Origin of the sequence: Proteus sp. G2669 (assembly GCF_009915245.1) — a bacterium.
Taxonomy (GTDB): domain Bacteria; phylum Pseudomonadota; class Gammaproteobacteria; order Enterobacterales; family Enterobacteriaceae; genus Proteus.
Map to the genome: position 1 here is coordinate 74,318 of NZ_JAABLX010000013.1, position 24,591 is coordinate 98,908.

Annotated in this window: 19 protein-coding genes, 1 pseudogene and 1 riboswitch; of the genes and pseudogenes, 14 read left to right on the plus strand and 6 right to left on the minus strand. The window is 39.0% G+C overall.

The window, feature by feature from the left end:
• Positions 1-17: 17 nt before the first annotated feature.
• Both ptsP and rppH read right to left on the minus strand, forming a co-directional pair.
• Positions 18-2,264 carry a phosphoenolpyruvate--protein phosphotransferase gene (gene ptsP, locus GWI68_RS03410; RefSeq protein WP_109409090.1) on the minus strand — a complete coding sequence of 749 codons (2,247 nt, stop codon included), beginning with the start codon at positions 2,262-2,264 and terminating at the stop codon, positions 18-20.
• Between the two features lie 8 nt (positions 2,265-2,272).
• A complete protein-coding gene (gene rppH / locus GWI68_RS03415; protein WP_109409091.1) occupies positions 2,273-2,803 on the minus strand; it encodes an RNA pyrophosphohydrolase in 531 nt (176 codons plus the stop codon).
• Positions 2,804-2,915: 112 nt separating this feature from the next.
• A riboswitch (TPP riboswitch) is annotated at positions 2,916-3,007 on the plus strand.
• A gap of 65 nt (positions 3,008-3,072) precedes the next feature.
• Between rppH and thiB the strand changes: the two genes are divergently transcribed.
• The 6 genes from thiB to rluA all read left to right on the plus strand — a co-directional run bounded on the left by thiB (position 3,073) and on the right by rluA (position 12,598).
• Positions 3,073-4,086 (plus strand): thiamine ABC transporter substrate binding subunit, encoded by a 1,014-nt coding sequence (gene thiB / locus GWI68_RS03420; RefSeq protein ID WP_166539388.1) that lies wholly within the window; start codon positions 3,073-3,075, stop codon positions 4,084-4,086.
• Positions 4,086-5,666 (plus strand): thiamine/thiamine pyrophosphate ABC transporter permease ThiP, encoded by a 1,581-nt coding sequence (thiP, locus tag GWI68_RS03425; protein ID WP_166539389.1) that lies wholly within the window; start codon positions 4,086-4,088, stop codon positions 5,664-5,666. The genes thiB and thiP overlap by 1 nt, the downstream gene beginning before the upstream one ends.
• On the plus strand, positions 5,659-6,360 hold the full coding sequence (thiQ, locus tag GWI68_RS03430; RefSeq protein ID WP_166539390.1) for a thiamine ABC transporter ATP-binding protein ThiQ: 702 nt from the start codon (positions 5,659-5,661) through the stop codon (positions 6,358-6,360). The genes thiP and thiQ overlap by 8 nt, the downstream gene beginning before the upstream one ends.
• Before the next feature lie 87 nt (positions 6,361-6,447).
• Entirely contained in the window at positions 6,448-8,802 is a 2,355-nt protein-coding gene (locus GWI68_RS03435; RefSeq protein WP_166539391.1) for a DNA polymerase II, read from the plus strand.
• 183 nt (positions 8,803-8,985) lie between these two features.
• Complete coding sequence (gene rapA / locus GWI68_RS03440; RefSeq protein ID WP_166539392.1) at positions 8,986-11,889, plus strand: RNA polymerase-associated protein RapA; 2,904 nt, start codon at positions 8,986-8,988, stop codon at positions 11,887-11,889.
• A 55-nt stretch (positions 11,890-11,944) separates the two neighbouring features.
• Positions 11,945-12,598 (plus strand): bifunctional tRNA pseudouridine(32) synthase/23S rRNA pseudouridine(746) synthase RluA, encoded by a 654-nt coding sequence (gene rluA, locus GWI68_RS03445; RefSeq protein ID WP_109409097.1) that lies wholly within the window; start codon positions 11,945-11,947, stop codon positions 12,596-12,598.
• Between the two features lie 243 nt (positions 12,599-12,841).
• On the opposite strand, the gene djlA is transcribed toward rluA, so the two are convergent.
• Together djlA and GWI68_RS03455 are read right to left on the minus strand one after the other, a co-directional pair.
• Positions 12,842-13,642, minus strand: a complete 801-nt coding sequence (gene djlA / locus GWI68_RS03450) for a co-chaperone DjlA (RefSeq protein WP_166539393.1) — start codon at positions 13,640-13,642, stop codon at positions 12,842-12,844.
• A 272-nt stretch (positions 13,643-13,914) separates the two neighbouring features.
• Entirely contained in the window at positions 13,915-14,064 is a 150-nt protein-coding gene (locus GWI68_RS03455; RefSeq protein ID WP_162557006.1) for a hypothetical protein, read from the minus strand.
• 8 nt (positions 14,065-14,072) lie between these two features.
• On the opposite strand from GWI68_RS03455, the gene lptD reads away from it, so the two are divergent.
• Genes lptD through apaH form a run of 6 tightly spaced genes read left to right on the plus strand, consistent with a single transcriptional unit; the run spans position 14,073 to position 20,859 of the window.
• Positions 14,073-16,445, plus strand: coding sequence for an LPS assembly protein LptD (gene lptD / locus GWI68_RS03460; RefSeq protein WP_166539394.1), 2,373 nt, complete (start codon positions 14,073-14,075; stop codon positions 16,443-16,445).
• Between the two features lie 50 nt (positions 16,446-16,495).
• Positions 16,496-17,833, plus strand: coding sequence for a peptidylprolyl isomerase SurA (gene surA / locus GWI68_RS03465; RefSeq protein ID WP_166539402.1), 1,338 nt, complete (start codon positions 16,496-16,498; stop codon positions 17,831-17,833).
• Positions 17,823-18,821: a 4-hydroxythreonine-4-phosphate dehydrogenase PdxA gene (gene pdxA / locus GWI68_RS03470; protein ID WP_166539395.1), complete on the plus strand. Its 999-nt coding sequence runs from the start codon at positions 17,823-17,825 to the stop codon at positions 18,819-18,821. The genes surA and pdxA overlap by 11 nt, the downstream gene beginning before the upstream one ends.
• Complete coding sequence (gene rsmA, locus GWI68_RS03475) at positions 18,814-19,632, plus strand: 16S rRNA (adenine(1518)-N(6)/adenine(1519)-N(6))-dimethyltransferase RsmA (RefSeq protein ID WP_166539396.1); 819 nt, start codon at positions 18,814-18,816, stop codon at positions 19,630-19,632. The genes pdxA and rsmA overlap by 8 nt, the downstream gene beginning before the upstream one ends.
• Before the next feature lie 25 nt (positions 19,633-19,657).
• Positions 19,658-20,035: a Co2+/Mg2+ efflux protein ApaG gene (gene apaG, locus GWI68_RS03480; protein WP_109409103.1), complete on the plus strand. Its 378-nt coding sequence runs from the start codon at positions 19,658-19,660 to the stop codon at positions 20,033-20,035.
• Positions 20,036-20,037: 2 nt separating this feature from the next.
• Positions 20,038-20,859: a bis(5'-nucleosyl)-tetraphosphatase (symmetrical) ApaH gene (gene apaH / locus GWI68_RS03485; RefSeq protein WP_166539397.1), complete on the plus strand. Its 822-nt coding sequence runs from the start codon at positions 20,038-20,040 to the stop codon at positions 20,857-20,859.
• A 434-nt stretch (positions 20,860-21,293) separates the two neighbouring features.
• On the opposite strand, the gene folA is transcribed toward apaH, so the two are convergent.
• Positions 21,294-21,779, minus strand: coding sequence for a type 3 dihydrofolate reductase (gene folA / locus GWI68_RS03490; protein WP_166539398.1), 486 nt, complete (start codon positions 21,777-21,779; stop codon positions 21,294-21,296).
• Positions 21,780-21,954: 175 nt separating this feature from the next.
• On the opposite strand from folA, the gene GWI68_RS03495 reads away from it, so the two are divergent.
• Entirely contained in the window at positions 21,955-22,569 is a 615-nt protein-coding gene (locus tag GWI68_RS03495) for a LysE family translocator (protein ID WP_166539399.1), read from the plus strand.
• 45 nt (positions 22,570-22,614) lie between these two features.
• Here the strand turns inward: GWI68_RS03495 and GWI68_RS03500 are convergent, their stop codons facing one another.
• Positions 22,615-23,757, minus strand: a complete 1,143-nt coding sequence (locus tag GWI68_RS03500; RefSeq protein ID WP_166539400.1) for a hypothetical protein — start codon at positions 23,755-23,757, stop codon at positions 22,615-22,617.
• A 148-nt stretch (positions 23,758-23,905) separates the two neighbouring features.
• Here GWI68_RS03500 and GWI68_RS20215 point away from each other — a divergent pair.
• Positions 23,906-24,591: pseudogene (locus tag GWI68_RS20215) on the plus strand (IS3 family transposase); the annotation flags it as partial.

Consider the following 24,591-nt stretch of genomic DNA (forward strand, 5'->3'; position numbering starts at 1 on the left):
GCTTATACAAAGGCATGTCAGATACCTCCGCGAATTAATCCACCTAATCCCTGCCTTTCCATAAATTCAGAAGACAATTTTTTGATTTCTGTTGCTGTTTCAGCTTGCAACACTTGTTGCATAAAAGGCTGTAACACCACAGGATCAAGATGGCGTAATAAGTATTTTACCCTAGGTAAACTACGTCCACTCATGCTTAACTGCCTAAAACCAAGCCCTATTAACAGCAATGCCCCGATAGGTGTTCCTGCCATTTCGCCACAAACACTGATTGGTAACTGGTAATATTGGCATTGTGTCGCAATCAAACTCAATGAACGCAATAATGCAGGATGCAAATTATCATAGAGTGATGCAACATGGGTATTATTACGGTCGACTGCAAGCAAGTATTGAGTTAAATCGTTTGTTCCAATAGAGATAAAATCAACCCGATTAGCTAATTGTGACAACATAAATACCAACGAGGGAACTTCAAGCATAATACCTAACGGTGGTAGAGCACATTCACATTTTAACTCTCGACTCACTTCATCACATGCACGTAATAGCAATGTTCTCGCTTCGTCAATTTCATCAATACTTGTCACCATCGGCAACAATATTTTCAAATTTTTAAATTCGAGGTTTGCTTTTAGCATAGCACGAAGCTGAATAAGGAAAATTTCAGGTTGATCGAGTAATATTCTTATTCCTCGCCAACCCAAGCAAGGATTTTCCTCATTAATGGGCATATAAGGAAGTTGTTTATCTGCACCCACATCTAATGCACGTAACACAACGGGTTTATCAGGGAAAAAAGAGAGTATTTCACGATAGCGATTTTTTTGTTCATCTTCTGATGGAAAACCGCTTTGTAGCATAAAAGGAATTTCTGTCCGATATAAACCAACACCGTCTATTCCCACGCTAATACGTTGCTCGTATTTAATATTTAATCCCGCATTCAATTGAACACTAACCGATTCACCATTTTTGAGAACAGCTTGCTGTTCTAATTGATCTTCTGCAATCTGGCTTAATACACTTTCTTCATCAATAATCTGTTTATATTCTTGAGTAATAAAAGGCTCTGGTTCAATAAAAATCTCACCACGATAACCATCAAGAATAAGCATACGATTATGTAAAAGTTCAGGTTGAATATCCGCGCCCATAATCGCGGGAATTCCCATTGCTCTAACAAGGATCGCTGAATGAGAGTGTGTTGCACCATCTCGCACAATCACACCCGCAAGTTGTTGTTCAGGTAATTCTGCCAATAAACTTGCGCTTAATTCATCTGCCACCAAAATAAAGCGCTCAGGCCAAATATTGGTTGAACTGACTTCATCATCTAAATGAAATAATAAACGCCGTCCTAATGCTTTTAGATCGGAGGCTCTTTCTCTCATGTAGCCATCTTTCAGGCTAGAAAATTGTGACGAAACTTTCTCAACAACCACTTTTACAGCCCATTCTGCGACATATCCCTGAGTAATAATCGCTGTCATTTTGTGTTTAAGTTGGGGATCATTAAGTAGATGCGAGTAGAGATCAAAAATGGCGGCACTCTCTTTTTGTGCATTCGCCATAAAACGTTTACTAAAACGGCGACATTCTGCCGTAGCATCTTCTAAAGCCACAGTGAGTCGATTTAATTCCGCCTTAATATCAAGCGCGCTAGCTTTAAATACATTTTCAAGAACTGGCTGGGAAATTTCTTGCCAACCATAAGCCATTACCACTCCGGTCGAAACCGATAACGCTTTAATGCGACTTTGACGGTATTGCCCAAATAGCCCTTTAGTTTGTACTTGCGATAATGTTGCGCCTAATTGTGTTGCTAATGTCACCATAAAAGACTCTTCGCTCTCGTTAAATAAGCGACGCTCTTTTTGTTGAACAACTAAAACACCAAGGAGTTGACGACGATAAACAATAGGTACACCAAGGAAAGCACGCAGATCGTCTTCTTTTACTTGAGGAAGGTATTTAAAACTAGGATGCTCACGAATATCCGCGAGATTGATAAGCTCAGAAAGGCGTCCAACTTCACCAACAACGCCTTCATCAAACGAGAGGCTAACAGCACGTCCTCTGGGTTTTTTAAGCCCTTTTGTGGCCATTAGATAAAAACAACTACGTTGCTTATCAGCAAGATAAATAGAACACACATCCGTGTGCATTGCCTGACACGTTTCCTTGACTAAGAGTTCAAGTGCTTCTGGAAGCCCTGCTGCCATAGCCACTTTTTCTACAATTTCTCGCAAACGTGTCAGCATAGTGTTATCTAATACCTTTTACGCCGATATCCATACGATGGACGAGGTAAAGACATTTGTTCTTGCAATGGCATGACTACTGGTGCGAACTCTTTCATTACACGACGATAAACATCGCGTTTAAAAGAGACGACTTGTCGAACGGGATACCAATAACTCACCCAACGCCAGCCATCAAATTCTGGCGTTTTGCTTTGTTGAACGTTAATGTCCTTATCATTACTTGTTAACTGCAAAAGGAACCAACGCTGTTTTTGTCCAATACAAACAGGTTTTGTGTCCCAACGCACCAAACGCTTAGGCAACTTGTAACGTAACCAGTTACGTGTGGAGGCAAGAATTTTAACATCCTTGCGACTTAACCCAACTTCTTCGAACAACTCTCGGTACATTGCCTGCTCTGGCGATTCTCCAGGGTTAATTCCTCCTTGAGGAAACTGCCATGAATGTTGCCCATAGCGACGAGCCCAAAGCACTTGCCCTTGCCGATTACAAATTACAATCCCTACATTCGGGCGGTAGCCATCATCATCGATCACTAGACTACCTCAATAACCAAATTTGAAAGATAACTCATTGTTTCATACTACTCACAGACGGTAAACCTCTATCAACAGACTTTGCACAACGCGTGGATTTATCTACAATGGGAAAGTCTCAACGGGGTGCCTTTTTAGGCTGAGAAAAACCCGTGGAACCTGATCCAGCTAATACTGGCGTAGGGATTTGAGTCAGGATGATGCAATCTTTTATAATTTGCAGTCCTCACTCCTCAGATCCTTCCTGACTTTTTACTGAGGAACTAAATGTGTTAACTAAATCGCTTCGCTTTACTTTCCTACTGGGTGCACTGAGTGTAATAAGCACGTTCTCAGCGCAAGCTAATACTCAAAAACCGACACTCACTGTATATACTTATGATTCTTTTACCGCAGATTGGGGCCCAGGACCTGCCATTAAAAAAGCATTTGAACAACAGTGTGATTGTGAATTAAAGCTTGTTGCCCTTTCTGATGGTGTTTCTTTGCTAAATCGCTTACGTATGGAAGGTGGCAAGAGTAAAGCTGACATTATTTTAGGTTTGGATAACAATCTGATACATGCGGCCAAAGAAACTGGGCTTTTTGCACCAAGCAATATCGATACATCAAAACTCGCCTTACCTGAAAAATGGACTGACGACACCTTTGTACCTTATGACTACGGTTACTTTGCGTTTATTTATGATAAAAACCGTATTGCTAACCCACCCAAAAGCATGGATGAGTTACTAAATAGCCAAGAAAAGTGGAAAATACTGTATCAAGATCCTCGTACCAGTACACCAGGCTTAGGCTTAATGCTATGGATGCAATCACTTTATCCTGAAAACACCGCCTCTCAATGGAAGAAATTATCTGAGAAAACCCTTACCGTTACAAAAGGTTGGAGTGAGTCTTATGGCTTATTCTTAAAAGGTGAAGGTGATTTTGTGCTAAGTTATACTTCATCTCCGGGTTATCATATTTTAGCGGATAAAAAAGATAACTATGCAGCGGCTATTTTCTCTGACGGACACTATTTACAAGTCGAGGTTGCAGCTAAACTCAAATCGAGTAAACAACCTGAATTAGCTCAGCAATTTATGCAATTTATGCTCACTCCGGCTTTCCAAGAAACAATTCCTACCACCAATTGGATGTATCCCGTAATAGATATGCCATTACCAGATGTCTATTCGGTGATGCCTAAACCAGAAAAATCATTGCAATTTGATGCCGATGTTGTCGCTAAAGAGCGCCAAACATGGACGCGTAATTGGCAATCTGCGGTTAGTCGCTAATGAGAAGATGGCTTATCCCGGGGCTATGTGCCTCGGGTTTACTGCTTATTGTGGCTTTATTGTCATTTGGTGCATTATGGTTTAATGCGCCAAGTGGCGAATTATCCTCTATTTTTGCTGATGACTATTTATGGCATGTCGTGCGCTTTACTTTCTGGCAAGCCTTTTTATCTGCCTTATTTTCAATATTACCTGCCATTTGGCTCGCTAAAGCACTTTATCGACGCCAATTTAAAGGCAGAACACTTTTCTTACGTTTATGTGCCATGAGCCTTGTTCTACCCGTTTTAGTGGCACTTTTTGGTATTTTAACGGTTTATGGAAGAGTCGGTTGGATTGCTCAAATTTGTGAATGGCTGGGGATTAATTACCAATTTACCCCTTATGGCTTACAAGGCATTTTATTGGCACACGTCTTCTTCAATATGCCATTAGCAACCCGAATGCTGTTACAAGCTCTCGAAAGTATCTCGCCAGAACAACGCCAGTTAGCCTCACAATTAGGCATGAATGGTTGGCAGCGTTTTCGCTTTCTGGAATTTCCCTATTTATGGCGACAAATACTTCCCACTGCGTCACTGATTTTTATGCTCTGTTTTGCAAGCTTTGCTACTGTACTGGCGTTAGGTGGAGGCCCTGCGGCAACAACCGTTGAGCTAGCAATTTATCAAGCATTAAGTTATGACTACGATTTACATCGTGCTGCACTTTTAGCACTGATCCAGCTCTTTTGCTGTTTAGGCTTAGTGCTTATCAGCCAAAAACTCAAAGGTACACTCTTTGTCGGAGATAGCCAAAAACAGCATTGGCGTGATCCCAATGATCCTCTCTTTAGCAAAATAACCGATACTCTGATTATTATGCTCGCGATCCTTTTTTTAGTCCCCCCTATTTTAGCGGTGATAACAGATGGTCTTAACAGCGAATTAATACGAGTGATACAACAACCCATACTTTGGCAGGCTTTTACAACGTCTCTCATTATTGCGATTGGCGCAGGTATTGTTTGTGTTGTATTAACAATGATGTTGCTATGGAGTAGCCGAGAACTTCGCCTACGTCACTTTAAAAAAGCGGGGCAAGCTATGGAAATGAGTGGGTTGATTATTCTGGCAATGCCGGGCATTGTATTGGCAACAGGTTTTTTCTTGTTATTAAACAATACAATCGGACTCCCTGAATCACCATATACATTAGTGATTTTAACCAACGCATTAATTGCCATTCCTTATGCTTTAAAAGTGCTCGAAAATCCAATGAATGATATTGCTTCACGTTATGGACTTTTATGTCAATCGCTTAATATTCAGGGTATCAATCGACTTCGTTGGATCGAGTTACGAGCATTAAGAAAACCGATTTCACAAGCACTTGCTTTTGCTTGTGTTATTTCTATTGGTGACTTTGGTATTGTTGCTCTATTTGGTAATGAAACATTTAGAACACTTCCTTTCTATCTTTATCAGCAAATTGGGGCTTATCACACGCAAGATGGTGCTGTCACAGCCATGATCTTATTGCTACTTTGCTTCTCTCTTTTTAGCCTAATAGAACGATTGGCAGGAAAATCTCATGATTAAATTAGAGCACCTTGCTTATACCTATGAACACCAACACCTTGTGTTTAACTTAGCTGTAAACACCGGTGAACGTATCGCCGTATTAGGCCCAAGTGGCGCGGGGAAAAGTACCTTACTCAGTTTAATTGCTGGATTTTTACCTTCTGAAAAAGGAATCCTTTTTCTTAATGGTTGTGATCACACTAAAACTGCACCTGCAAAACGCCCTATCTCTATGTTATTTCAAGATAATAATTTATTTCCTCATTTAACAGTTAGACAAAACATTGGCTTGGGATTAGATCCAGGGTTAAAACTCACAGATACACAAAAAATACTGTTAGAAAACCGAGCCAAGCAAGTTTCTTTAAATGAATATCTTGACCGTTTACCTTCACAATTATCAGGTGGTCAGCGCCAACGTGTTGCCATTGCTCGTTGCCTCGTACGTGAACAACCTATCTTATTGCTCGATGAGCCTTTTTCTGCACTCGATCCCGCTTTGCGTATTGAAATGTTGGCTTTACTAGAACAACTTTGTGAAGAAAAAAAACTGACCTTATTGATGGTTTCACATAGCTTAGAAGATGCTATCAAGATTGCCTCAAGAGCAATTGTGATTGATAACGGAACAATTGTGTATGATGGTAATACACAATCGTTGATAAATGGTGAAGTGGATCAATCACTTATTTTAGGTATTCCCTCTAATTAAATATGCCCTAAATTAACTGTATAAATAACCACTATTTTGGCTATAATAAACACATCTTTAGCGAATTTTTGTGTGTATTAGGTGCCCATGGTTGACCATACTGAACAAGGCTTTATTCTCACTCGCCACTGGAGCGACACCCCAAAAGGTATCGTCGTCTCCTATTGGTTAGCGACAGAAAATGGCCCTCGTAAAGTCACAGTTCCGTTGCAACAAGCGATTGGCTTTGTTGCTCGTCAACATGAAACCGTTTTACGTTCACTTGTGAATAAAAATCCTGATATAGAAATTCGCCCTCTCGATTTAAAAGATTTTGAAAGACAGCCTGTTTTTGGCGTCTACTGCAAACAACACCGACAACTCACTCAACTAGAACAGCAACTCAAAGAGCATCACATACGTCTTTATGAAGCCGATATACGTCCTCATGAACGTTATATGATGGAACGTTTTATCACCGCACCAATTTGGTTTCGTTATCAACAAAACAATACCGTGACACTAAAACCCGCACCTGATTATCGCCCTACACTGCGAACAGTGTCTTTAGATATTGAAACCAGCGAATTCGGTGAACTTTACTCTATTGGACTTGCGGGTTGTGGCGATAATGTTGTGTTTATGCTGACAGATAATTTATCTACAGAGAATGAGAGTCAGCAATCCAAAGGTTATCGATTATGTTATGTCAGTAGCCGATTGCGTTTAATTGAAAAACTTAATGAGTGGATACAACATTACGATCCCGACGCCATTATTGGCTGGAATTTAATTCAATTCGATTTACGTATTTTACATACCCATGCGCAACGTTATGGCGTCAACTTGCTACTAGGCCGCCAAAACAATCCATTGGAGTGGCGCGAGCATGGATTTAAAAAAGGACATTTTTTTGCCTCTGCACAAGGCCGTTTAATTATTGATGGTATTGAAGCACTGAAAATGGCGACATGGAATTTTCCCTCATTTAGCCTAGAATCAGTCGCGCAAAGCCTGTTAGGGGAAGGTAAAGCCATTGATACACCTTATGCCAGAATGGATGAAATTAATCGACGTTTTAAAGAAGATAAGCCTGCGTTAGCCTACTATAACTGGCAAGATTGTGTTTTAGTAAACCGCATTTTTGATGCCACATCTCTTATGGCGTTTTTATTAGAAAGAGCTTGTGTTACAGGACTTTCTGTTGATAGAAGTGGAGGCTCTGTAGCTGCATTTACACACCTTTATCTCCCTTCAATGCACCGCATTGGATATGTTGCGCCTAACCAAGGAGAAAAACCCGAAGAACATAGCCCCGGTGGTTTTGTTATGGATTCAGCTCCCGGCTTATATGATTCGGTTATTGTGCTTGATTACAAAAGCCTTTACCCCTCAATTATTCGTACTTTTTTAATTGATCCTGTTGGAATGATTGAAGGAACACATCAACCCGATGAAAAACTGGCTATTCCAGGTTTTCGCCAAGCGTGGTTTTCGCGAGAGAAGCACTGTTTACCCACTATTGTGTCGCAAATTTGGCACGAAAGAGATAACGCAAAATTACATAAAAATGCCCCACTTTCTCAAGCACTCAAAATTATTATGAATGCTTTTTATGGTGTTTTAGGCTCCGTGGGATGTCGTTTTTTTGATCCTCGTCTAGCGTCTTCAATTACCTTACGTGGTCATGAGATTATGAAAAGAACTCGGGCATTAATTGAAGCTAAAGGTTATCAAGTTATTTATGGTGATACAGACTCTACTTTTGTTTGGCTTAAATCGCCACATACTGAACAACAAGCCCAACAAATTGGGCATCAGTTAGTACAAGAGGTTAACCAATGGTGGAAAACACACCTTTTTGAAACCTATCAACTTGATTGCAAATTAGAGCTGGAGTATGAAACACACTATCGTCGTTTTTTAATGCCAACTGTTCGAGGGATGGAAACAGGCAGTAAAAAGCGTTATGCAGGATTAAGCAATGATAAGATGGTGTTTAAAGGATTAGAAACCGTCAGAACAGACTGGACTCCCCTTGCTCAGAAATTTCAACAAGAGCTTTATACTCGTATTTTTCATCAACAACCTTACCAGCAGTTTATTCGTGATTATGTCGCGGATACGCTTGCGGGAAAACATGATGATAGATTAGTGTATCGTAAACGGTTACGTCGAAAATTATCAGAATATCAGCACCACGTTCCCCCTCATGTTAAAGCTGCACGTAAAGCTGACGAATATAATTTATCCCAAAATAGACCTCAACAATATCAGCAAGGCGGTTGGATTAGTTATATAATTACCCTCTTGGGACCTGAACCATTAGAGCACATTACCGCTGCACCTGATTACGAACACTATATCAATAAGCAGTTAATGCCGATTGCAGATGCTATCCTGCCTTTTATACAAGATGATTTTTCAACCTTGTTAAATGGACAAATGACGCTCACATTTTAAGATGTGTCATTTTGCAGGTGACGGTTTGCTTTGCATCTATTAACATAACGCCCCTTTGGTGATAATTAACTTTTCTTGTTTCAAGAATAGGCATTTTTATCCCACAAATTTTAATGACAACACCGCAATACTGCATTCATTAATAATTCCTAAATTATATATTTGAGAGCTGAGTTTATATATATGCCTTTTACTCTTGGTCAACGTTGGATTAGCGATACTGAAAGCGAGCTTGGACTGGGTACTGTTGTGGCAGTTGATGCCCGCATGGTGACCTTACTTTTCCCTGCCTGTGGCGAAAACCGCCTTTACTCCCGTCATGATGCCCCAATAACGCGGGTGATGTTCAATGCGGGGGATACCGTCACCAGTCACGAAGGCTGGAAACTCGCCATCGATAACGTTGTAGAAGATAATGGCCTTCTTATCTATCAAGGTGCACGTTTAGACACCGAAGAGCCCGCACAATTACGTGAAGTGTTCTTAGATAACAAACTCACTTTTAATAAACCACAAGATCGCCTTTTCGCAGGCCAAATTGATCGTATGGATCGCTTTGCCTTACGCTATCGTGCACGTAAATTCTTAAGCGAACAATTTAAACAAGCACAAAGCGGTTTACGTGGTATTCGTGCAAGCCTTATTCCTCATCAGCTTTACATTGCCAATGAAGTGGGTAAACGTCATAACCCTCGCGTTTTATTAGCTGATGAAGTGGGTCTGGGTAAAACCATTGAAGCCGGTATGATTATCCATCAACAGTTAATGGATGGCCGTGCTGAGCGTGTGTTAATTATCGTGCCTGAAAGCTTACAACATCAGTGGTTAGTTGAAATGTTACGTCGTTTCAATCTGCGTTTTTCACTGTTTGATGATAGCCGTTATAGCGAATCCTTGTTAGATAGCGATAACCCATTTGAAACAGAACAGATGATCATCTGCTCTTTAGATTTTGTGCGTAAAAATAAGCAACGTTTTGAACATCTCGTTGAAGCAACATGGGATATGCTAGTTGTCGATGAAGCCCATCACCTTGTGTGGAGTGAAGACGCACCAAGTCGTGAATATCAAGTAATTGAAGAATTAGCTGAATCTATTCCTTCAGTGTTGCTATTAACCGCAACGCCTGAGCAGTTAGGCCAAGAAAGCCACTTTGCTCGTTTACGTCTGCTTGATCCGAGTCGTTTCCATGACTACAACGAATTTATCAATGAGCAACAAAAATACCGCCCTGTTGCCGATGCTGTCACTATTTTGCTATCAGAAGATGATTTAAATACCGAACAACAAAATATCATCAGTGAAATGATTAGTGAGCAAGATGTTGAGCCATTACTGAAAGCAGCAAATACCCAAGGCGAAGAACGCACTAAATCTCGCCAAGAGCTTATCCATATGTTAATGGACAGACACGGAACGGGTCGTCTGTTATTCCGTAATACACGCTCTGGTGTGAAAGGTTTCCCTAATCGCTTACTTCATGCGATTAAAATGCCACTGCCAACACAATATCAAACAGCGATTAAAGTTGCTGAAATTATGGCAGCGAAAAAGAGTCTCGAAGTTCGTGCGAAAGAGATGCTCTACCCTGAACGCATTTACCAAGAATTCGAAGGTGAAAACGCAACATGGTGGAACTTTGATCCTCGTGTTGAATGGTTGCTCGGTTTCTTAACTGCAAATCGCAATGAAAAAGTTCTGGTTATTTGTGCGCAAGCGGCAACTGCATTGCAATTAGAGCAAGTTTTACGCGAGCGTGAAGCTATTCGTGCGGCTGTCTTCCATGAAGGAATGTCTTTACTTGAACGCGATCGCGCTGCAGCTTATTTCGCGTCCGAAGAAGAAGGCGCGCAAGTTTTATTGTGTTCTGAAATCGGCTCAGAAGGACGTAACTTCCAGTTTGCAAACCAACTGGTTATGTTTGATCTGCCGTTTAACCCTGATTTATTAGAACAACGTATTGGTCGTCTTGATCGTATTGGTCAAAATCGTGACATTGATATCAGCATTCCTTATCTGGAAGGTACAGCACAATCTGTATTGTTACGTTGGTACCATGAGGGATTAGATGCATTTGAACATACTTGCCCAACTGGCCGTACTATTTACGACAGTAAATATGATGCGTTAGTTAATTATCTTGCTCAACCCAATGAATTAGCTGACTTTGACGAGTTTATTGCGGCTTGTCGTAAACAGCATGATGAAATGAAACTTAAACTTGAGCAAGGCCGTGACCGTCTATTAGAAATACACTCTAATGGTGGTGAAGTGGGCGTTGAATTGGCGGGTGAAATTGCAGCTCAAGATAATGATCCTGAATTAGTTAACTTTGCGTTGAACCTGTTTGATATCGTCGGTATTAATCAAGAAGATCGCAGTGATAGCTTAATTATTTTAACGCCATCCGATCATATGTTAGTGCCTGATTTCCCTGGCTTACCACAAGATGGTTGCACTATCACATTTGATAGAGAGCAAGCACTATCTCGTGAAGATACCCAATTTATCAGTTGGGAACACCCCATTATCCGTAATGGCTTAGATTTAATTTTGTCTGGCGATACAGGAAGTTGTGCCGTTTCTTTATTAAAAAATAAAGCATTACCAGTGGGAACATTGTTAGTTGAACTAATTTATGTCGTAGAAGCGCAAGCGCCTAAACATCTTCACTTAAGTCGTTTTTTACCAGCAACACCCGTTCGCTTATTACTTGATCTAAAAGGTAATAACCTAGCCTCTCAAGTTGAGTTTGAAAGTTTTAATCGCCAATTAAATGCGGTTAACCGCCATACTTCTAGCAAACTGGTCAATGCGGTACAAAGCGAAGTACACCATGTACTCAAAGCTTCTGAACCGTTAATGGAAGTCGAAGCGAAAGGACTTATTCAAAAAGCAAAAGAAGAAGCTGATCGCGTATTAACACATGAATTATCACGCCTAGAGGCTTTACGCGCTGTAAATCCAAATATTCGTGATGATGAAGTTGAAGCGATTGAAAATGAGCGTACCCATATTCTTAATCATTTAGATGAAGCAAATTGGCGTTTAGATTCAATACGTTTAATTGTTGTTACCCACCAATAATTACCATTAAAGCGGGGAGTCTTTTACTCCCCGTTGTTTTGATGAGATACCCACCATGATGGAAGTTTATAACCCGCCGACTGATCCTTGGTTACATATTTTATATCAAGATGAGCATATTATTGCCGTCAATAAACCCAGTGGATTACTGTCTGTGCCGGGCAAAGCGCCAGAGCATAACGACAGTATTATGTCGCGCATTAAAGCTGATTTTCCTAATGCCGAATGTGTACATCGTTTAGATATGGCAACCAGTGGCGTCATTGTTGTTGCACTAAATAAAGAAGCTGAACGTGAGCTAAAACGTCAATTTCGTGAGCGTGAGCCGAAGAAAACCTATATTGCTCGTGTATGGGGCCATGTCGAAAAAGAAGAAGGATTGGTTGATTTACCATTAATTTGTGATTGGCCAAATCGACCAAAACAAAAAGTCTGTCATGAAACAGGGAAAGCCGCGCAAACTTTTTATGAGGTGCTGGAGTATGAAGAGAATGCGACAAGAGTCAAACTCTCGCCAATTACGGGGCGTTCACATCAATTGCGGGTACATATGTTAGCGTTGGGGCATCCTATTTTAGGGGATCGCTTTTATGCACATCCGCAGGCAAGAGCGATGGCACCTCGCCTGCAGTTACATGCTCAGGAATTATTTATTACGCATCCTGCTTTTCGATCCCCGATACATTTTGAATGCCTTGCCGATTTTTAATGTCTTATGACACTAAAACAGTCACTGAACTCAATGAAGCAAGGAGCAGGCAAAGCGCTAATCCCATAACCCCAACAAGAACACGGACGTTTGACATGGATATAGTTCCTTTTTTAAGAGAAGAGAGAATGAAATAATTAAATTTCACTTATATTTTACCGTGATAAATAATAAACTCAACTCAACCTAAGTTATCTCTATCACGAAATAATTCTCTCTTTTCTCATCTTCTTTTACAAGATGTTAACGAAATCCTTTTTCTTTTTTAATCAAATCGTAAGCAACTTGTATAGACTGTGCTTTTTGTTTTGCAATTTCCATCATTTCTGGTGGCAAACCTTTCGCTACAAGTTTATCTGGATGATGTTCTCCCATTAATTTTCTATAAGCCCTTTTTATGGTTTTAACATCATCGGTCTCATTAACACCAAGTACCTTACACGCATCAGCGAGTGTTGGGCCTTGAGGTTGAGGCTGATATCCTTGCCTATTTTGATAGTGGAAATTTTGACCAGCCTGCATCATTGCTAATATATGTTCAAAATGCGCACGCGAAAAACCCAGCTCATCAATAATGATAAACAACATTTTTCTTTCATTCGGGTGCAATTGGCCATCGGCAAAAGCCGCTTGTAACTGAATTTCCAGAAACATCTGAAGTAAGTCACGACGACCAGCACAAATTTGTCGAACACGTTGCAAGGTAGCTCTTAAGGGAAAATCGGGTGATTTACCTTCTCTAAATGCTTGCTGAGCTGCTTGACGCCCCACTCCATGCAAATTCATCCTATCCATCAATTCACTTGCAAGTGAGATATCCGTTTGAGTGACTCGCCCTTTTGATTTTGTTAGGTGTCCTAAAACTTGAAAAGTTGCAGCAAAGAAAAAAGCTTGTCTATCACGAGTATAGCGCCCACCACTTCCTAATTTACCTCGTTGCATGTCATAGAGGTGTCCAAGAAAAACACCAATAACAATGCCCCAGAAGCCTACCCCCGCAAAACTACCGATGATAAGGCCTAATAATTTTCCCCAATAGCGCATAGACTCCTCAAATCTTCAATGCTCTGCCTGCAATTTTGCATTATCATACTATTCATTTGCTTGCACACCTAACACCAAGCGACGTCTAAATAGACTTTTTCTTAAAATGAAGATATTTACTGTTTCTCTTTGGACAGAGGTAATGCTGTTTTCGTTTAAATTGTGTTAAAGTAAAATGAGTGACCAAACGAATAACTTTAGCGTTATTAGACCGCACGAAATACCGCATCAGCGCGGTGTTTTTTTGTTTCTAATAAGGCTATAACCCTATTTCAACACAGAAACATCGAAAAAATGAGGTTTACGCCTACTTTTCGGTTACCGTTAGAACAATGTTCAGAACGTTGGGCTGGTGTCGCATAACTCCCTGCGTTAGTTTCTGGCTGTTTATCAGCATGAAGCCACTGATGACGGAAGCACATAAATACTTATGAAAAAAAGTTATCCCACACTGCTGGCCACCTTAGTTTGGGCCACAATATACGGTCAGCCTGCTTATGCTGATCTTGCCTCCCAATGTTTACTGGGAGTTCCCGTTTATAACAAACCATTAGTACAAGGCGATCCTAATGACTTGCCTGTCACTATCACTGCAAATGATATGCAAGGTGAATATCCTCGCATGATCAAATATAAAGGTGATGTTGATATTAAACAGGGAAACCAAACCTTAAGTGCAGACAGTGTTGAACTGACACAAACTGAGGGAGAAACGCCATTAAGAATGGTGACCGCGACAGGAAATGTCTCTTATGATGATCCTCAAATCATCTTAAAAGGCCCTCGTGCTTGGTCTAATCTTAATAATAAAGATACGGATATTGAACAAGGTGATTACCAGATGGTTGGCCGCCAAGGCCGTGGTTATGCCGATAAGATGCAAATGCGTGGCGAAAACCGCTATACCATTATGGATAAAGGTATGTTCACCTCTTGTTTACCTGGCGATGATAGCTGGAGCGTTGTCGGCTCTGAAGTCATTTTAGATCGCGAAGAACAAGTTGCTGAAATTTGGAATGCACGCTTTCGCGTTGCTAATGTTCCTATTTTCTACAGCCCTTACCTTCAATTACCTATCGGTGATAAACGTCGCTCTGGTTTCTTAATTCCAAACGGAAGCTATTCTCGTAGTTCAGGATTTGATTTCCAACTCCCTTACTATTGGAATATCGCCCCTAATTATGATACCACTATTACAACTAACTATATCAGCCGCCGTGGTTTAAAATTAGATAACGAATTCCGTTATTTAACAACACCAGGACGCGGTACGATTGCTGTAGATTGGATTAATCACGATAGCCAATACAATAAAGACAAAGAAGAAAATAAAGCAGGCTATCTTCCTCGTGATACCGCCACACGTTGGTTATTCTACTGGGGCCACAGTGGTGTCATGAACAATGTATGGCGATTTAATATCGATTACACGAAAGTAAGTGACAACAAATACTTCACTGATTTTACCTCTCAATACGGTAATACCACTGATGGTTATGCAACTCAGAAATTTAGTACGGGTTATGCACAACAGAACTGGAATGCCACATTAACCACTAAACAGTTCCAAATTTTCTCTGATAATAAAGATGCAAGAGCTTATCGTGCCGAGCCACAGCTTGATCTGAATTATTATAAGAATGATATCGGGCCATTTGATTTCCGAACTTATGCTCAGTTTGTGCGTTTTACCAGCGTGGGTGAAAATACACCTGAAGCAAATCGTTTCCATATCGAACCAACGATTTCACTCCCTGCATCTACAGGTTGGGCTAGCTTTAATAATGAACTGAAAGTGATGGCAACCCATTACGATCAGGACATTCCTGATGCTTATAAGAAAAGATACCCTAACCAATTAGATGACAGTGTTAATCGTGTATTACCACAGTTTAAATCTGATATGAAAGTGGTTTTTGAGCGTCAATATCAAACCAATGATATTACACAGACCCTTGAACCTCGGGTTCAGTACCTTTATGTTCCTTATAAAGATCAATCCAATATCAATAACTTTGACTCTGCGTTATTACAGTCAAACTATGGCGGACTTTTCCGCGATAGAATGTATGGTGGTTTAGACCGCATTGCATCTGCAAACCAATTAACAACCGGTGTAACTTCTCGTTTTTATGATAGCGAATTGGTTGAACGTTTTAACATTTCTGTAGGTCAAATCTACTTCTTTGAGCGCCCGAGAACAGGTCCTTCTTCTACTGGTAATGAAATCATTAATAGTAAAGATGAGACAGGTTCAATGGTCTGGGCGGGTGATGCCTACTGGCGGATCACTGATACCGTAGGTATGCGTGGTGGTTTACAATATGACCGTCGTTTAGGTAGCGTATCAATGGGTGATGCGATTATGGAATATCGCGCCGATAGCGATCATCTTCTACAGTTGAGTTATCGTTATGTTGATCGTGATTATATCCAAGCAACACGTGTTCGTCCTTACGATGGTGGTATTAATAAACTTCCTGAATACCAAAAAGGTATTTCGCAAGTTGGTGTTGTAGGCAGTTGGCCATTAGCAGAACGCTGGGGTCTTGTGGGTGCTTATTACTTTGATACTAAAGAATCCGAACCTGTTAGCCAGATGGTTGGTGTGCAATATAATACCTGTTGCTGGGCTGTGAACGTCGGTTATGAACGAAAAATTGTTGGCTGGAAAGTTGACCACAGTGATATTGACAATAAATGGTCAATCAACGTGGAACTCAGAGGCCTAAGTAACAATCATAGTTTGGGTAGCCAGAAAATGCTTGAACGCGGTATCTTACCTTATCAAAGAGCATTCTGATTTAATCAGACTACGGAATTGGCTGAATAAATATGTCATCCCGCAACAAGATGCGGAAAACACATAATGGGAAACTTATGAAAAATTGGAAAACGCTGTTTATCGGCTTAATGATCACGGTCGGTGCAGCTACCAGCTCAACAACATTTGCTGCACAAGAATTAAACCGTGTATCGGCTATCGTCAATAACGGTGTCGTTCTAGAAAGTGACGTCAATAGAATGCTACAGACTGTCAAAATGAACGCAAAAAGTGCGGGCCAGGAAATGCCTGATGAGCAAGTTCTTCGCCAACAAATTCTAGAGCGTTTGGTGATGGATAACATCATTTTGCAAATGGCACAGCAAATGCAAATTGATATTCCTGATGCTGCGGTAGAATCTACCATTCAAGGTATTGCTGCTGAAAATAAAATTTCACTTGATCAAATGAAAAAACGCCTCTTAGCTGATGGCATTTCTTACAACGAATATCGCCAAGATATTCGTAAAGAAATGATGCTGGCAGAAGTACGTAACAATGAAGTTCGCCGCCGTATTACTATTTTGCCTCAAGAAGTTGATTCTCTTGCTAAGCAAATTGAAAGCCAAGCAAGTCAAAGTATTGATCTTAATCTGAGCCATATCCTAATTCCATTATCAGAAAACCCTGCTCCAGCAGAAATGGAAAAAGCAAAGCAAGTCATTACTCGCATAATGAATCAACTTAAAAATGGTGCTGATTTTGGTAAGTTAGCAGCAACTTATTCGGCTGATCCACAAGCTTTAAATGGCGGTAATATGGGTTGGGCATCTATTGATGAATTACCAACACTGTTTGCGAAAGAGTTAGCTAATGCACAGAAAGGGCAAATTGTAGGGCCTCTTCACTCAGGTGTTGGCTTACACATTATCAAAATAAACGATATTCGTGGTGGAACTAATACCCTTTCTGTTACTGAAGTTAAAAGTCGTCATATTCTGCTGAAAAGCTCTCCAATCATGAATGATGAGCAAGCCTATGCCAAATTACAGCAAATTTCTGCCGATATTCGTAGTGGCAAAATGAGCTTTGCTGATGCAGCAAAAGAGTACTCTGAAGATCCTGGTTCAGCATTACGTGGTGGTGAGTTAGGATGGTCAATGCCTGACGTTTACGATCCAGCATTCCGCGATGCGTTAATGCGCTTAAATAAAAACGAATTAAGCCAACCTGTTCGTTCAAATTTTGGCTGGCATTTAATTGAATTAGAAGACACACGTAGTGTTGATAAAACAGATGCCGCTAATAAAGAACAAGCATACCGTTTACTCTTTAATCGTAAGTTTAATGAAGAAGTACAAAACTGGATGCAAGAGCTACGAGTAGGGGCTTATGTGAAAATAATGAACGAGAATAATGCAAACTAAGCAAATAAAACCACTTGTTATCACCCCCGGCGAACCAGCCGGGGTTGGTCCTGACCTGATTATCTCATTAGCACAAATGAGTTGGGATTTACCTTGGGTTGTTTGTGCTGATCCTCAGTTACTTAAAACAAGAGCAGAATTATTAAACCTGCCTCTTTCATTAGTTGAATACGATCGGGCAACACCTCCTCAAGCACACACACCAAGCCAAATTTGTGTACTCCCTATTGCCCTTCATACCAATGTTATTCCAAGTACATTAGATGCGCGCAATGGATTATACGTTGTAGAAACATTAGCTCGTGCTTGTGATGGCTGTCTTAATGGCGAATTCTCTGCATTAGTAACCGGCCCCGTTCATAAAGGAATTATTAATGATGCGGGTGTGCATTTCACAGGACACACCGAGTTCTTTGCCGATCGTAGTCACTGTGAACGAGTGGTCATGATGTTAGCAACAGACACATTAAGAGTCGCATTGGCAACCACACATTTGCCTCTACGAGATGTCGCTGATGCAATTACAGGTGAACTACTGCATGAAATTATCACCATTTTAAATCATGATTTAAAAACTAAATTTGGCATAGCAGAACCTCAAATTTACGTTTGTGGCCTTAATCCTCATGCAGGGGAAAGTGGTCATATGGGGCGTGAAGAAATTGATATTATTGAGCCTGCATTAACACAATTACGTCAGCAAGGTATTTGTCTCCATGGACCTTATCCTGCTGATACCCTTTTTCAGCCTAAATATTTAACACATGCTGATGCTGTACTTGCGATGTATCACGATCAGGGATTACCTGTGCTAAAATATGAAGGTTTCGGTCGTGCAGTGAATATAACACTCGGTCTTCCCTTTATTCGTACCTCTGTTGATCATGGCACAGCCCTTGAGCTTGCAGGTACAAAAAGCGCAGATGCTGGCAGTTTTTGCACCGCATTAAATTTAGCCATTAATATGATACAAAATTGTAATGAATAATAGAGTCCATCAGGGGCACTTTGCCCGCAAACGCTTCGGGCAGAACTTTTTAACAGACAGCTATATTATTGAAAGTATTGTTGAATCTATTTATCCACAACCCGGTGAAGCCATTGTTGAAATTGGCCCCGGTTTAGGTGCTATCACAGAACCAGTTGGCGCGAGAATGGATAAAATGACAGTAGTTGAAATCGACCGTGATTTAGCTGCTCGTTTAGAAGTTCATCCTACATTAAAAGACAAGCTGACCATTATTCAGCAAGATGCAATGACGATTGATTTTGCACAATTAGCAAAAGAACGTCAGCAGCCTCTGCGTGTCTTTGGTAACTTGCCTTATAATATTTCCACACCACTTATGTTCCATCTTTTCAGTTTTGCTGATGCCATTTCTGATATGACTTTTATGTTACAAAAAGAAGTGGTTAACCGTCTTGTTGCAGGTCATGGCAACAAAACTTACGGTCGCTTGAGTGTGATGGCACAATATTATTGCCAAATCATTCCTGTACTTGAAGTTCCACCAACTTCATTTAAACCCGCACCCAAAGTTGATTCAGCCGTTGTTCGCTTGATCCCTTACAAAGAAAAGCCATATCCAGTTACGGATATTGCAATGCTAAGCCGTATTACTTCACAAGCATTCAACCAGCGACGCAAAACGTTGCGTAACAGTCTAGGTGGATTGCTAACAGCAGAAGATATGGTTGCTCTGGGGATCGATCCGACTGCTCGGGCAGAAAATATTTCTGTTGAGCAATACTGTAAAGTGGCAAACTGGTTATCGCAAAAGCAAGATACACAGGCATAAGATAAAGCCAGAGACAGGAGGCATTATGTTCACCTCATCAAAAGTGGCGATACAAGTACAAAGTGTTTACATTGAAAGCCAATCATCTCCTGAAGATGAACGCTATGTGTTCGCTTATACGGTATCAATTCATAATTTGAATAAATGTGCAATTCGCCTCCTGCGCCGTTACTGGTTAATTACCAATGCACAAGGTAATACGACAGAAGTTCGGGGTGAAGGTGTTGTCGGTGAGCAACCACTGATTGAACCTGGTACGCATTACAGCTATACCAGTGGTGCCGTTCTTGAAACACCGATGGGAACAATGGAAGGCCATTATGAAATGATTGATACTGACGGTCGATTATTTCAAATAGAGATCCCTGTTTTCCGCCTTGCACTTCCAACATTGATAAATTAATTATGGCAACTTATTTAATTGGTGATATTCATGGCTGTTACCATGAACTGCGCCACCTTCTTGATAAAGTGAATTTTGATCCTACACAGGACACATTATGGTTAACCGGTGATCTTGTTGCTCGAGGACCAGACTCACTTGAAGTGCTACGTTTTGTAAAAAGCTTAGGCTCTTCTCTAAAACTTGTTTTGGGTAATCATGACCTTCATCTTTTAGGTGTATTTGCAAAAATTAGCCGGAATAAACCAAGAGATAAACTTAATGAATTACTCAATGCCCCAGATGTCGATGAGTTAATTAATTGGTTAAGACGCCAACCTGTGCTTCAAGTTGATGAAGAAAAGAAAATTATTATGGCACATGCAGGGATCACACCACAGTGGGATTTAGAAACTGCAAAAATGTGTGCTCGTGAAGTCGAAGCCATTTTAAGTAGTGATAGCTATCCTTTATTTATTAATTCAATGTATGGCGATCTACCCAATAATTGGTCACCAGAACTTACTGGCTTAGCACGATTACGCTTTAGTACCAATGCATTCACTCGAATGCGCTACTGCTTCCCTAATGGTCAATTAGATATGATTTGTAAAGACAAGCCATTAGAAGCCCCTGCACCATTAAAACCTTGGTTTGATTTACCGAGTCAACTTCCGGAAGGTTATAGCATTATTTTTGGCCATTGGGCCTCTCTTGAAGGAAAAGGCACCCCTAATAATGTTTATGCTCTCGATACTGGGTGTTGCTGGGGAGGAAACCTCACTTGCTTGCGCTGGGAAGATAAACAATATTTCACTCAAGCTAGTCTATCTGCACCTAAGTAACCCTTTTCATTATCTTCATTTCAAGCGCAAAAAGTAAAAACTCAATTTTTGCGCTTTACTCATTCCACCCTACTTATTTTTACCTAATTTATTTTTTGATACTAAAAAGAACATTTCTTGTATAAAAACGAACACCATAAAAAATAATAAAAACTAATCGTTATTAATCAATATGTTATTTTTTTTCGATGCGAAATAAGCAGGGAAAACCACAATATTGAGAATAAAAAATCTATATATTGATTAATGTCTCATATATTATTCTTATAAAGTGAGTTTATTAAAATATAAATAATGATTACTTTTAAATAATAAACTTTTATAAATAAAATTCTTAGTTAGTATAATAACTCTTATTTTTTATTATTCTTATATTAATAAAATAGGAATAATAAAAAGGGAGATATTTAATCTCCCTTTTTATTTAATTCTTGTTATTTTCTTCTTTTTAATATTTCAAAGCAGTAGTTATGAGAGTTGTTTTCATCAGCTTCATGATATTCCATAAAGGTAGAATTCCATTCATCAGGCTCATAATCAGGGAATGTTGTATCACCAATTACTTCAGCATCGATGTGTGTTAGATAGAGTGTATTAGCCATAGGTAAAAATTGCTCATACACTTTACCACCACCGATAACCATAATTTCATCATGATTTTCAGCAGCTTGCAAAGCTTCTTCTACAGACTTCACCCAAACAACTTCACTATCTGTTCCTGGTTGGCTACTTAACACAATATTGAGACGATTCGGTAAAGGACGCCCAATAGATTCATAAGTCACCCGGCCCATAATAACGGGTTTATTTAGCGTATTCTTTTTAAACCATGCGAGGTCACCTGGTAATGTCCAAGGCATTGCCTTTTCCATACCAATAATGCGATCCATCGCTAATGCTGCGATTAAACTAATATTCATTTACACACCTACGGGTAAAGATGGGAAAAAAACTGCTCACACTATACGTAAAGCTAAAACCTGAGTCGATACAAATTATGCTTCCTAGATAATAAATAATTGCTTTATACTCGAAGTGTTAACTTAATCATATAAGATTCAATCATTATAATATTGTTATATACAAGGCGCTATTATGCTTGAAACTTCTTTAGTCGTTTTTACAATTGCTTTACTTGGTATGATCTCACCGGGCCCAGACTTTTTTCTCGTTGTAAAAAATGCGGCGCGTTATCAACGATCTGCAGCAATGATGACTGCAATTGGAATTGTGGCAGCATTACTTGTGCATATGTCATATTGTGTTGCAGGTATTGCCGTTCTTATCACAACAACACCTTGGCTCTTTTCCATTTTGAAATATGCTGGTGCTGCTTATTTGCTATGGATTGGTTTTCAGAGTTTGCTGTCAAAATCTAATCATTCGATTGATGAAAACTTAGATAAGCATTCGCAGATCAGCTTTAAAAAAGCCTTTATGCAAGGCTTTCTCTGTAATTTACTCAATCCTAAAGCTACTTTGTTTTTTCTTGCCGTTTTCACTCAGGTATTAAGTGTTGATTCAAGCATTGGAGAAAAGCTGTGGTATACCTTTATTATTTGGGGCTTAGCCATAGTTTACTGGCCTTTATTGGTTTTATTAATCCAAAGCGCACCTGTCAGAAGAGTGCTTAATAAAATCCAAAAAGGAATTGATAAAGTGTTAGGTGTAGTACTGATTGGTTTAGGTATTAAAGTCGCATTGAGTTAAATAAAAAACCTCTTTAATAAAATTTATTAAAGAGGAATAACTTATTTATAGTAAATTTAAACTTAAATCATTATCACTCTTTAAATAATCAATAATATCCAGCAAAACCATTTCATTCTCAAGACGATTAGATTTATTTCTCATTTTATCTAAAATTGTTTCATAATTATCTCTAATAACATTGGCAATATTATTTTTTATTTCATCATCATAGTTATTCTTACTAAAAAAACTTTTCATTTTTCGATTAAAATCAGATATAAAATATTCATCCCCTGCTGTTTTTTCTTCCGATTTAATAATATCATTGGACTCTAATAATCCTGACTCAAGCATACTATCCACAAATTCTTTTACGCCCTCACTATTTTTCAATTTATTTTCCAAGAGATTTAATATTGATTTTATAAAACCATCATTATTATAATTTCCAACATTATACTTTTTTGCTTTATCAATAAAAATTTTAGTTATATTTATAATTAGATTTTTCTCCATTTCCATCGAGTAAATATCATGTATTGTATTAACTAAATACATTATTGAATTACTCATTTTATGGGATATTTTTCCATCAAGCTCTTTACAAGTATAATCTATTGCAGTGTCAATACATTGTCTATAATTAAAGTTAATATAATTTAACATACTAGAACATTCTGGATTATGTATATTCAATTGTTCAAATTGTTCTTTTTCGTAATTATTAATCACATCTAAAGAGATACTCATTATAGTAATGAAGTCTTCTTTTGTTTTGGATTTTTCATAAAGATATTTTTGTATTATTTTTTTAGCTATATCATAAGAATCATTTTTCACTGCTATATTTAAACTTAAAAAGAATGATTCTAATGTCTCTTTCTTAAAACTAACAAAGTCAGATTTTATTAGTCTACATTTATTAGTTTTTATTTGCCCATCTCTGTCAAAAAGAGTGGATAAATTATTTATCTTAGCATGTTGTCCTTTATCTAACAAAAAAGTCAAATCAGTCTTTAAATTAAATATTTTCTTTATAAAAAAAGACAACTTAGATAAAAAAGTTTTACTCTTCTCTCCCACATAAAAATTATTGAAGTTATTTAAAATACTATTAATTTCATTTTTTATTTTATGATTTTCTTTTTTATTTATATCGATATCTTTTATTAAATTAGTTTGAAAACGAGTGTTGTTTACTTTCATGATGACTCCTTATCTCATAATAAAACAATCCCTTATTTATCTATATTTTAATACAAAAAAAAGCCCTTATTACTAAGGGCTTTAAATATAAAAAATGACCCGTCCTAAATAAGGTTGACACTTTTCCAATCTGAAATTGGAGAATGTAATGAAACCAATCACTAAACGGACTCAACGCGATTATTCTCTCGCTTTTAAATTACAGCTTGTTGACCAAGTTGAAAAAGGCGAAATAACCTATAAACAAGCCCAAGATCACTATGGTATACAAGGATGCTCTACTGTTTTAGTTTGGCTTCGTAAGCATGGTAGGTTAGATTGGTCAAACGGTACCCCTGATACTTTTTATAGAGGTTCAGCTATGACCCAATCTTCTAAACAACAAACGCCGGAACAACGCATTAAGATCCTTGAAAAGGAACTTGAAGAAGCTCGGCTTAAATCCGATTTTTTCGAAGCTGTGGTTAAAGTCATGGATAGAGACTTTGGAGTTCGTTTGTCAAAAAAGCGCAAAGCCGAGTTATTAAAGAAAAAACGGTTAAAAACCTCACCGTAACAATTGCTTGCCGTTTTATGCAGATCAGCCGACAGGCTTATTACAAGAGGCTGGATAGAACTGAGGAACGAAAGAAAGCAGATTCGGCCATTATTGATGTTGTTAAATCTGAACGAGTCTTACAACCTCGACTGGGTGGGCGTAAATTACATTTTATTTTAAAGCAAAAACAGATGGTTATTGGTCGTGATCGGCTATTTTCTTTATTGAAAGAACATCAGTTACTGGTGCCTAATAAACGGGCTTATCATCGAACAACCTTAAGCCATCATCGTTTT

What these genes read in the sequence shown, in the direction of transcription:
- rsmA (WP_166539396.1), top strand. Translation starts at nt 18,814, where the DNA reads ATGAATAATAGAGTCCATCAGGGGCACTTTGCCCGCAAACGCTTCGGG.
- surA (WP_166539402.1), top strand. Translation starts at nt 16,496, where the DNA reads ATGCGGAAAACACATAATGGGAAACTTATGAAAAATTGGAAAACGCTG.
- GWI68_RS03455 (WP_162557006.1), bottom strand. Translation starts at nt 14,064, where the DNA reads ATGTGCTTCCGTCATCAGTGGCTTCATGCTGATAAACAGCCAGAAACT.
- GWI68_RS03435 (WP_166539391.1), top strand. Translation starts at nt 6,448, where the DNA reads ATGGTTGACCATACTGAACAAGGCTTTATTCTCACTCGCCACTGGAGC.
- apaG (WP_109409103.1), top strand. Translation starts at nt 19,658, where the DNA reads ATGTTCACCTCATCAAAAGTGGCGATACAAGTACAAAGTGTTTACATT.
- folA (WP_166539398.1), bottom strand. Translation starts at nt 21,779, where the DNA reads ATGAATATTAGTTTAATCGCAGCATTAGCGATGGATCGCATTATTGGT.
- GWI68_RS03495 (WP_166539399.1), top strand. Translation starts at nt 21,955, where the DNA reads ATGCTTGAAACTTCTTTAGTCGTTTTTACAATTGCTTTACTTGGTATG.
- rapA (WP_166539392.1), top strand. Translation starts at nt 8,986, where the DNA reads ATGCCTTTTACTCTTGGTCAACGTTGGATTAGCGATACTGAAAGCGAG.
- thiQ (WP_166539390.1), top strand. Translation starts at nt 5,659, where the DNA reads ATGATTAAATTAGAGCACCTTGCTTATACCTATGAACACCAACACCTT.
- rluA (WP_109409097.1), top strand. Translation starts at nt 11,945, where the DNA reads ATGATGGAAGTTTATAACCCGCCGACTGATCCTTGGTTACATATTTTA.
- ptsP (WP_109409090.1), bottom strand. Translation starts at nt 2,264, where the DNA reads ATGCTGACACGTTTGCGAGAAATTGTAGAAAAAGTGGCTATGGCAGCA.
- pdxA (WP_166539395.1), top strand. Translation starts at nt 17,823, where the DNA reads ATGCAAACTAAGCAAATAAAACCACTTGTTATCACCCCCGGCGAACCA.
- thiP (WP_166539389.1), top strand. Translation starts at nt 4,086, where the DNA reads ATGAGAAGATGGCTTATCCCGGGGCTATGTGCCTCGGGTTTACTGCTT.
- djlA (WP_166539393.1), bottom strand. Translation starts at nt 13,642, where the DNA reads ATGCGCTATTGGGGAAAATTATTAGGCCTTATCATCGGTAGTTTTGCG.
- GWI68_RS03500 (WP_166539400.1), bottom strand. Translation starts at nt 23,757, where the DNA reads ATGAAAGTAAACAACACTCGTTTTCAAACTAATTTAATAAAAGATATC.
- apaH (WP_166539397.1), top strand. Translation starts at nt 20,038, where the DNA reads ATGGCAACTTATTTAATTGGTGATATTCATGGCTGTTACCATGAACTG.
- lptD (WP_166539394.1), top strand. Translation starts at nt 14,073, where the DNA reads ATGAAAAAAAGTTATCCCACACTGCTGGCCACCTTAGTTTGGGCCACA.